The 8,393-nt window shown below is 72.6% G+C and carries 6 protein-coding genes and 3 pseudogenes (1 of these 9 cut by a window edge); all 9 read left to right on the top strand.

Translation table 11 applies throughout. From position 1 onward, the window contains the following. A partial coding sequence (locus tag E6G06_07605; protein TML91999.1) for a hypothetical protein occupies positions 1 to 678 on the top strand: 678 nt, incomplete at its 5' end. 828 nt (positions 679 to 1,506) lie between these two features. Continuing rightward, positions 1,507 to 2,358, top strand: a pseudogene (locus tag E6G06_07610) (glycosyltransferase family 2 protein). 312 nt (positions 2,359 to 2,670) lie between these two features. Beyond that, a pseudogene (locus E6G06_07615) lies at positions 2,671 to 3,881 on the top strand (glycosyl hydrolase). Next, on the top strand, positions 3,878 to 4,702 hold the full coding sequence (locus E6G06_07620; GenBank protein ID TML92000.1) for a sulfotransferase: 825 nt from the start codon (positions 3,878 to 3,880) through the stop codon (positions 4,700 to 4,702). Before E6G06_07615 ends, E6G06_07620 begins: the two are co-directional and overlap by 4 nt. After that, positions 4,555 to 5,457 (top strand): sulfotransferase domain-containing protein, encoded by a 903-nt coding sequence (locus tag E6G06_07625; protein TML92001.1) that lies wholly within the window; start codon positions 4,555 to 4,557, stop codon positions 5,455 to 5,457. The genes E6G06_07620 and E6G06_07625 overlap by 148 nt, the downstream gene beginning before the upstream one ends. Next, complete coding sequence (locus E6G06_07630) at positions 5,454 to 6,617, top strand: NAD-dependent epimerase/dehydratase family protein (GenBank protein ID TML92002.1); 1,164 nt, start codon at positions 5,454 to 5,456, stop codon at positions 6,615 to 6,617. Before E6G06_07625 ends, E6G06_07630 begins: the two co-directional genes overlap by 4 nt. Next, positions 6,614 to 7,069, top strand: a complete 456-nt coding sequence (locus E6G06_07635) for a hypothetical protein (GenBank protein ID TML92003.1) — start codon at positions 6,614 to 6,616, stop codon at positions 7,067 to 7,069. Before E6G06_07630 ends, E6G06_07635 begins: the two co-directional genes overlap by 4 nt. After that, a complete protein-coding gene (locus E6G06_07640; protein TML92004.1) occupies positions 7,056 to 7,871 on the top strand; it encodes a sulfotransferase in 816 nt (271 codons plus the stop codon). The genes E6G06_07635 and E6G06_07640 overlap by 14 nt, the downstream gene beginning before the upstream one ends. Continuing rightward, positions 7,864 to 8,393: pseudogene (locus tag E6G06_07645) on the top strand (hypothetical protein); it runs 256 nt beyond the window's last position. The gene E6G06_07640 and the pseudogene E6G06_07645 overlap by 8 nt, the downstream one beginning before the upstream one ends.

Below are 8,393 nucleotides of genomic sequence, written 5' to 3' on the forward strand. Positions count from 1 at the left end.
CAACGACTCTGGCAGGGACACCAGGCCTCGAGCGTCCCGTTCTACGACCACGTCTTCGCGCTCGACTCCCACTTCGTGCCCGTGCTCGAGGCGTCCGGGGTCCGGTGCGTCGAGCACCTGTGCGCGTGTGCCGACCCCGAGGAGCACCGGCCGGTCGAGCTCACCGCGGAGGAGCGCGCGTCGTACGCGGCCGACGTCTCGTTCGTCGGCACGCAGCACCCCGACCGGGTGAAGATGCTCGACCAGCTCACGGAGTGGGACCTCCGCGTGTACGGCGTGGGGTGGGACGGCGTCGAAGAGTCGCTGAAGCGGTGTGTGCGCGCCGAGCCGGTCTACGGGTTGAAGAAGACGAAGGTGTACTCCGCCAGCCGCGTCTCGATCAACGTGCACGGGCCCCACATGATCGCGGGAGAGAACTTCCGGGTGTTCGAGGTGGCGGCCTGCGGGGGCACGTCGTTCTCCACCTTCAAGCCCGACCTCGTCCGCTGCTTCGAGCCCGGCACCGAGGTGGTGGTGTTCGACGACGCCGACGACCTGCGCGAGAAGCTGCGCCACTACCTGTCGAACCCCGACGAGCTGGACGCGATTCGTGACGCGGGGCGGCGCCGCGTGCTCGCCGACCACACCTACGACCACCGCGCCGCGGTGATCGCGCGCCACCTCCGGGGGGCATGTTGACCCCGGGCGCCGTCGTGCTGGGCATGCACCGCAGCGGCACGTCCGCCGCTACGCGCCTCGTCAACCTGCTCGGGCTCTCGGTGGGCCGCGGACCGATGGTGCCCTCGACCGACGGCAACCCCCGTGGCCACTGGGAGAGCCTGCGCCTGCGCGACGTCAACGACGCCGTGCTCGGGGCCTTCGGCGGCAACTGGGCCGGGCCGCCGCGGCTCGCATCGGGTTGGGAGCGCGAGCCGCGACTCGACGTGCTCCGCGTCGAGGCGCGCGTCGCCTTCGCCGACGTGTACGGCGGCGCCGGCCCGTGGGTGTGGAAGGACCCCCGCACCTGCATCACGCTGCCGTTCTGGGAGCGCGTGCTCGAGGTCCGGCCGGTCGTGCTCCTGGTCCACCGGAACCCGTTGGAGGTCGTCGACTCACTTGCTCGTCGCGACGAGCTCACCAAGGTGGTCTCGATGGCGTTGTGGGAGCGGTACGTGCGCGACAGCTTGCGCAACAGCGACGGCCACCCGGTGCACGTCAGCTCGGTCGACGAGGTGCTGGGCGACCCGGCCGCGTGGGCGGGCCAGGTGCGCGAGGTGCTCGTCTCCCACGGGATCGAGCTGCTCGGCAGCGCGGGCGACGGTGATGCCTTCGTGCGCGCCGTCGACTCCGGCCTGCGCCACGCGCGGGTGTCGCCGGCCGATCTCGCCGGCGATCCCGACGTCACCGAGGCGCAACGCGCCCTCCTCGACGTGCTGGAGAAGGTGGCGGGCTACAGCGACCGGTTCGTGGCGCCCGAGCTCCCCCCGGCAACGCCGGGAGTCGACCAGCTGCTCGTCGAGCACGCCCATTTCTACGCCGAGCGTGAGGCGCTGCGCGAGAAGCTCGCGCGCGCCCGCGAGTTCGACCGGCGCATCGTCAACGTGCGACGGCTCAAGATCCGCACCTACGCGCTCTATCGGCGCATCCGCTTCGGCGGGCGCGGTGACTGAGCCCGAGGTGAGCGTGTGCGTGCCGACCTTCAACGGTGCGCGTCACATCGAGGAGTGCCTCGAGAGCGTCGTCGCGCAGACGTTCGGCGACCTCGAGGTGCTCGTCGTGGACGACGGCTCGACGGACGAAACGCTCGCGGTGGTCGAGCGCTTCCGCGCGCGCGACACGCGGGTCCGCGTCGAGCGAAACGCCGACAACCTCGGCCTGGTACCCAACTGGAACCGCTGCGTCGCCCTCGCCCGGGGCCGCTGGCTCAAGTTCGTGTTCCAGGACGACGTGATCGCGCCGGCCTGCGTCGAGACCCTGCTGCGCGCCCGCCGGCCCGACTGCCCGCTCGTGGTGTGCCGCCGTACCCTTCAGTTCGACGACGACAGGTTCGACGTGCGCGACGAGTACTCGCTCACGCTCGAGCACTCGCTGGACCGTCTGTTCGGCGAGGTCCCCTTCGTGTCGGCGGAGCAGGTGCAGCGCGCGCTGCTCGACCACTTCGGCGTCAACTTCGTCGGCGAGCCCACCGCCGTGCTGGTCGACCGGGACGCCTTCGCGCGGTTCGGGCATTTCAACCCGGCGCTCGTGGCGTTGTGCGACTTCGAGTACTGGGCCCGGGTGGGAGCGAGCACCGGGCTCGCGTACGTGCCCGAGAGCCTGGCGACGTTCCGCGTGCACGCGGGCTCGGCCAGCGAGGCGAACCGGACCCGTCTGTGGTTCCACAAGGAATGGCTGGACCCGCTCGTGCTGCGTGCGGAGTTGGCCACCGCGCCGGCCTTCGCCGGGGTGCGCGCGGTCGCGGCCTTCCGCCAGGTCGACCTCGCTCGTGAGGCGCTCGATCTCGCCGCCCGCGCCCGGCGCCACGCCGAGCAGGCGCTCCGGGCCGCCGTCCCGCACGACCGCGGCCCGCTCGATGCCTGGCGGCGCGTGGTGGCGTCGTACCCCCTGCTCGCGCGCTCGCGCCGCCTGCGGGCGCTCGAGGTGAGGTACGCGGTGGGCCGCACGCTGCGCGCGCACGGAGGTGCCCGGCCCTTGCCGCAGCCGGCGGTCGCGGGTGGCGGCGACGGGCGGGGGGCGCGGGTCCGCGTCGTCGCGTTCTACCTGCCCCAGTTCCACCCCGTCCCCGACAACGACGATGGTGGGGCAAGGGGTTCACCGACTGGCGCAACGTGGTGCCCGCCCGCCCCCTCTTCCCCGGGCACCGGCAACCGCACCTGCCCGCCGATCTCGGCCTGTACGACCTGCGGGTGCCCGAGGTGCGGGTCGCGCAGGCCGAGCTGGCCCGGGCCCACGGCATCTCCGCCTTCTGCTACTACCACTACTGGTTCGAGGGCCGGCGCCTGCTCGAGCGACCGTTCGACGAGGTGCTGGCGACCGGGCGTCCCGACTTTCCGTTCTGCCTGTGCTGGGCGAACGAGCCGTGGACGCGCGCGTGGGACGGTCGAGACTCGTCGGTGCTCGTCGAGCAGACGTACTCCACGGCCGACGATCACGCGCACGCGCGCTGGCTGACGGGCGCGTTCGCCGACGACCGTTACCTGCGCATCGACGGACGGCCCGTCTTCCTCGTGTACCGGGCGGCCGCCCTTCCCGACGCCCGCCGGACAGCCGATATCCTGCGGGCCGAGGCGCAGCGCGCGGGCATCGGCGAGCTGCTGCTGTGCCGGGTGGAGAGCTTCCGCGGCGAGCACGGCGACCCCGCGGAGCTGGGGTTCGACGCCGCGGTCGAGCATCAGCCCGACTGGACCGACCTGGGCCGGTCGCAGCGCCGCACTCTCGCGTGGCGCGCCGCGGCGCGCGCCGGGCTCGCGCCGCGCGCGTTCTCGCAGCACCGGGTGTACGACTACGCGATGGTGACCGAGACCATGACGACGCGGCCGCAGCCGCCGTTCCGGCGCTTCCCCGGCCTGACACCCTCGTGGGACAACACCCCCCGGCGCCGGCGCGACGGGGTTGTCCTCACCGGCTCCACTCCTGAGCGCTACGAACGTTGGCTGGCGGCGTGTCTCGCCCGGGCGGCAGTGGATGGCGGGGAAGAGTCACTGGTCTTCGTCAACGCCTGGAACGAGTGGGCGGAGGGCAACCACCTCGAGCCCGATGCGCGCGCCGGACGCGGCTACCTCGAGGCCACCCGCCGGGCGGTCGAGCGAGCGGCGGCAACGAGGACGACGAGGACGACGGCCACGACGGCGACCGCGGCCACGTCGACGACGGCGGCCACATCGACGGCGGCGCGCGCATGACCCGCCTGCGCCGGACCCGGCTCGGCGCCTCGCTCGACGGCCTCCGACGACGGCGCGAGCTCGCGTCGGTCGAGGGCTTCTGCATCTTCGTCGGCTACCCGCGCAGCGGCCACAGCCTGCTGGGCTCCCTGCTCGACGCCCACCCGGAGATGGTCATCGCCCACGAGCTCGACGTCCTGCGCCTCGTCGCCGCCGGCTGGTCGCGTGGCGCGATCTGCTCGCGCATCCTGAGTCACGACGCCACGTTCACCGCGTCGGGACGCCAGTGGTTCGGGTACGACTACCGCGTGCCCGACCAGTGGCAGGGGCGCGTCACCCGGCTCCGCGTCATCGGCGACAAGAAGGGCGGGAAGACGACCGAACGGCTGGGGGCGCGACCCGACCTGCTCGAGCGGCTGCGCCGCACCGTCGCGGTGCCCGTGCGGCTCTTGCACGTCGTCCGCAGCCCCTTCGACAACATCACGACGATGGCCCGCCGCAGCGGCCAGACCCTCGAGCGCGCCGCGCAGCGATACTTCGACCTCTGCGCCACGGTGGCCCGGGTGAAGGAAGAGGTGCCCGAGACCGACGTGCTCGACGTGCGGCACGAAGCGTTCGTGGCCGACCCCCGCGCCCACCTCGCCCGCGCCTGTCGGTTCCTCGGGGTCGACGCGTCGGACGCGTACCTCGATGCATGCACGGGAGCGGTCTTCTCCGCGCCCCACCAGACGCGCGCCGATCTCACGTGGGACCCTTCGTTCGTCGACCATGTGGCGGCTCAGGCGGCGCGCTACGAGTTCCTGAGCGGCTACTCCTACGCCGAGGAGCAGCAACCGTCGTGAGGCTGACGGCACGGAGGGAACGTTTCGCCGGCAATCCCATGCTCTTCTCGCGCGTGCTGGCGGACGACACCTACCTCGTCTCGTTCCCCCGCTCCGGGAGCACCTGGCTGCGGTGCATGCTCACCACCCTCGTTCACGGCACCGAGGTGACGCCCGAGCTGGTGGCGGCCACCGTGCCGGACGTCCACCGCAGCGACCGCATCCGGCCCCGGCACCTCGACCCGCTCGTCGTCAAGAGCCACACGCCCTTCGTCGACATCCCGGCCAAGGTCGTCTACCTCGTGCGCGACGGCCGCGACGCCATCATGTCGTTCCACTCGCTGCAGTTGAAGCGGGGCCGGGTGCCGCCCGGCTCCGACCCGCGCCTGCTCTTCTTCCGCGACGACGCGTGGCCCTGCCCCTGGCACGAGCACGTCACCGGCTGGCTGGACGGCCTCGCAACGCGTGCGCCGGACCGGCACATCGTCGTTCGCTACGAGGACGTCGTGGCCGAGCCCGCGCGTCACGTCGATGCGGTGGCCCGGCTGGCCGGGCTGCCCGCGGCCGGCCCCGACGTCGAGCGGGCCGTGCGCCTCAACGCGCGCCACGAGCTCGAGGCGCTCGAGCGGCAGAGCGGCGCCGGTACCCTCAACCACCTCGGGACGGCGCGCCCCGACTGGCGCGACGTGCTGTCAGCCGACGACCGGCAGCGCTACGAGGCGATGGCGGGCCCCGCCCTGGCCCGACTCGGCTACCCGCTGGACGGGTCACCATGAGCGGCGGTCACGTCGCGGGCGAACGGGTGCTGGTCACCGGCGGGGCCGGGTTCATCGGCTCCCACCTGGTCGACGCCCTGCTGGCGCGCGGCGACGAGGTCACGGTCCTCGACACCCTCACCCCGCAGGTCCACGGCTCCGCGTCCGCCCCACCCCCCTACCTCGACCCGCACGCACGCCTCGTCGTCGGCGACGTGCGCGATCGCGACACGCTGGCGCCGCTGCTCGACGGGGCGCAGGTGGTGGTGCACCTGGCCGCGTACACGGGTGTGGGTCAGTCGATGTACCAAGTGCGCGACTACCTCGACGTCAACGTGGTGGGCACGGGTGTGCTTCTCGAGCTGCTGGGCGACGATCGCCGCGACGTGCGCGCGCTGGCGGTCGCTTCGTCGCGTGCGGTCTACGGCGAAGGTGCCTACCGCTGCGCGACGTGCGGAGCGGTGACGCCGCGCTCGCGGTCGACGGCGCAGCTCCTCTCAGGAGCGTGGGAGCCGCGATGTCCGCAGTGCGGCGGCCCGGTGACGGTGATACCGACGCCCGAGGACAGCGAGCTGCGCCCCGCCTCGGTCTACGCGGTGAGCAAGCACAGCCAGGAACAGGCCACCCTGGTCGTGGGTGCGGCGCGTGACCTGTCCGTGGTGGCGTTGCGGTACTTCAACGTCTACGGGTCGCGTCAGTCGCTGTCCAACCCCTACACCGGCGTGATCCCCGCCCTCGTGAGCCGGGCCCTCGGCGGGCGCCCACCCGAGGTCTACGAGGACGGCGAGGAGAGCCGCGACTTCGTGCACGTGCGCGACGTCGTCCGGGCGACGCTGCTGGCCATCGACGGCCCGGCCGCGGCTGCCGGCGAGCCTGCCGCCCGCGTGCTCAACGTCGGCAGTGGCGAGCGACGTTCGCTCCTCGACGTGGCGCGCGCGGTCACGGCCGCGCTCGACGGGCCCGAGCCGGTCGTCACCGGCAAATTCCGCGTCGGCGACGTACGCCATTCGCAAGCCGACCTCACCCGGGCGCGGGCGGTGCTCGGGTTCGAGCCCCTGATCGCCTTCGCCGACGGCATCCGCGACCTGGCGACGGAGCTGGCCGAGCAGCTGCACGAGGACCATTCGGCGCGCGCCGAAGCCGAGCTGGCCTCACGCGGGCTGGCCGCGCGCGCAGAATGATCTACCTGCGCCACGCCTTCGCCGCGTCCGGCCTGGCCGTCCCGAGGACGGTCGACATCGTGGTCGACGACATCGCAGTCGACAGCATCGAGTGGCTCGTCGCGCAGGTACGCTCGGAGATGGAAGCGCTCTTCCCCGACGCGCAAGTGCGCGTGAGCCCTCCGCCCGTCGGCCCCGGAGGCCGGGAGCAGGGCCCCGCTGACCTGCTGGTCGTGGTGTACGCCGCGGGCACGCGGCCCGACGAGCATCTCGCACGGCTCGGACGTCGGGCGCGTGACGCGCGCATCGGTGTCGCGCTCTACTGCTTCGACGACCGCCGCTTCGAGCTGGTGCCGGCGGCCGACCTCGAGCGGTGGACGAAGGAGCAGCGCAGACGCCGGATCGTCCTGGGCTGGAGCCGCCGCCTCCCGGCCGTGTGGAACCGCGTGGTGAGGCGCCTTGTTGCTTCGTAACGCGCGACGGCTGAAGCTCGATCGTCCCGTGTTCGTCGTGGGGTGCGGACGGTCGGGCACCACCGCGCTCGGCGCGCTTCTCGGGCACCACCGCGGGCTCGCCTACCTGAACGAGCCGCGTCACATCTGGGCGAGCGAGCCCCGGACCGACGTGTGGAGCGACCAGGCGCGGATGCGAGGTGGGCGCCTCGAGCTCACGGCCGGCGACCTCGCGCCCGCGGCAGGCGAGAGCATCCGTCGCCTGTTCGCCGCAGAGGTGCGCCGGCAGGGCGCGGCGCGCCTGGTCGAGAAGCTCCCGATCAACGGCTTCCGGATCGGCTACCTCGATGCGCTGTGCCCCGACAGCCTGTTCGTGCACCTCGTGCGCGACGGCCACGCGGTCGCCCGGTCGATCGCGGCGCGTGCCGCCGACGGGCCCTGGTTCGGCCACGACGGCTACAAGTGGACGTTGCTGACCGACATGGCCCGCGACCGGGGGCTGGCGGCGCGTGTCGACGCGTGCACCGACGACTACGGGCGTGGGCTGCTCGAGTGGCGCCTGGCCGTTGCGTCGGCGCGTGCGGCGCTCGCCGGGCTGCCCGCGCGGCGCGGCCTGGAGGTGCGCTACGAGCAGCTCGTCGCCGACCCGTCCTCCACGCTCGACCGTCTCTTGGCGTTCATCGACGTCGAGCCCGACCCGTCGCTGCGGGCGCGGGCGGCTTGCGAGATCACGGCGACGCCGTCACGCGCGCCGTCGGCGGAGGAGCGACGAGCCGGGCGCGCCATCGCAGGCGACCTGCTCGAGGAGCTCGGGTATGGCTGACCCCAACATCCTCCTGCTCACGTACGACAGCTGCCGCTTCGACGTGCTCGTCGACGCGGATACGCCGGTGCTCGACTCCTTCGCCGACGTCGTGCCCGCGCAAACCCCGGCCAACTTCACGTTCCCCGCGCACCAGGCCTTCTTCGTCGGGATCCTCCCGAACGCGATCGACGACCTCCCGTTCTACAACCGCTTCCGGAAGCAGCTGCTGGGCCTGGTGGAGGTCGGGGAGACGAATGTGGCCCGCCACGCGCTGATGACGGTGGCGTCGCAGGGCAACCTGCTGACCGGGCTGCGGAGCGCGGGATACCAGGTCGTGGGCGCGGGCGCCATGAACTGGTTCCGCCAGGAGTCGCTGACGTGGGGCTTCGAGGACTTCTCGTTCACCGGCACCGACGCGGACGCGCAGATCCGGTTCTTGCTGGAGCGGCTCGACCACAGCCGTCGATTCTTCGGCTTCATCAACTTCGGTGAGACCCACGCGCCGTTCGACTACGCAGGCAAGCGCTCGGGCTGCCCGGT

This window comes from Actinomycetota bacterium, from assembly GCA_005888325.1.
GTDB lineage: Bacteria > Actinomycetota > Acidimicrobiia > Acidimicrobiales > AC-14 > AC-14.

What these genes read in the sequence shown, in the direction of transcription:
- E6G06_07620 (TML92000.1), top strand. Translation starts at nt 3,878, where the DNA reads ATGACCCGCCTGCGCCGGACCCGGCTCGGCGCCTCGCTCGACGGCCTC.
- E6G06_07625 (TML92001.1), top strand. Translation starts at nt 4,555, where the DNA reads ATGCACGGGAGCGGTCTTCTCCGCGCCCCACCAGACGCGCGCCGATCT.
- E6G06_07630 (TML92002.1), top strand. Translation starts at nt 5,454, where the DNA reads ATGAGCGGCGGTCACGTCGCGGGCGAACGGGTGCTGGTCACCGGCGGG.
- E6G06_07635 (TML92003.1), top strand. Translation starts at nt 6,614, where the DNA reads ATGATCTACCTGCGCCACGCCTTCGCCGCGTCCGGCCTGGCCGTCCCG.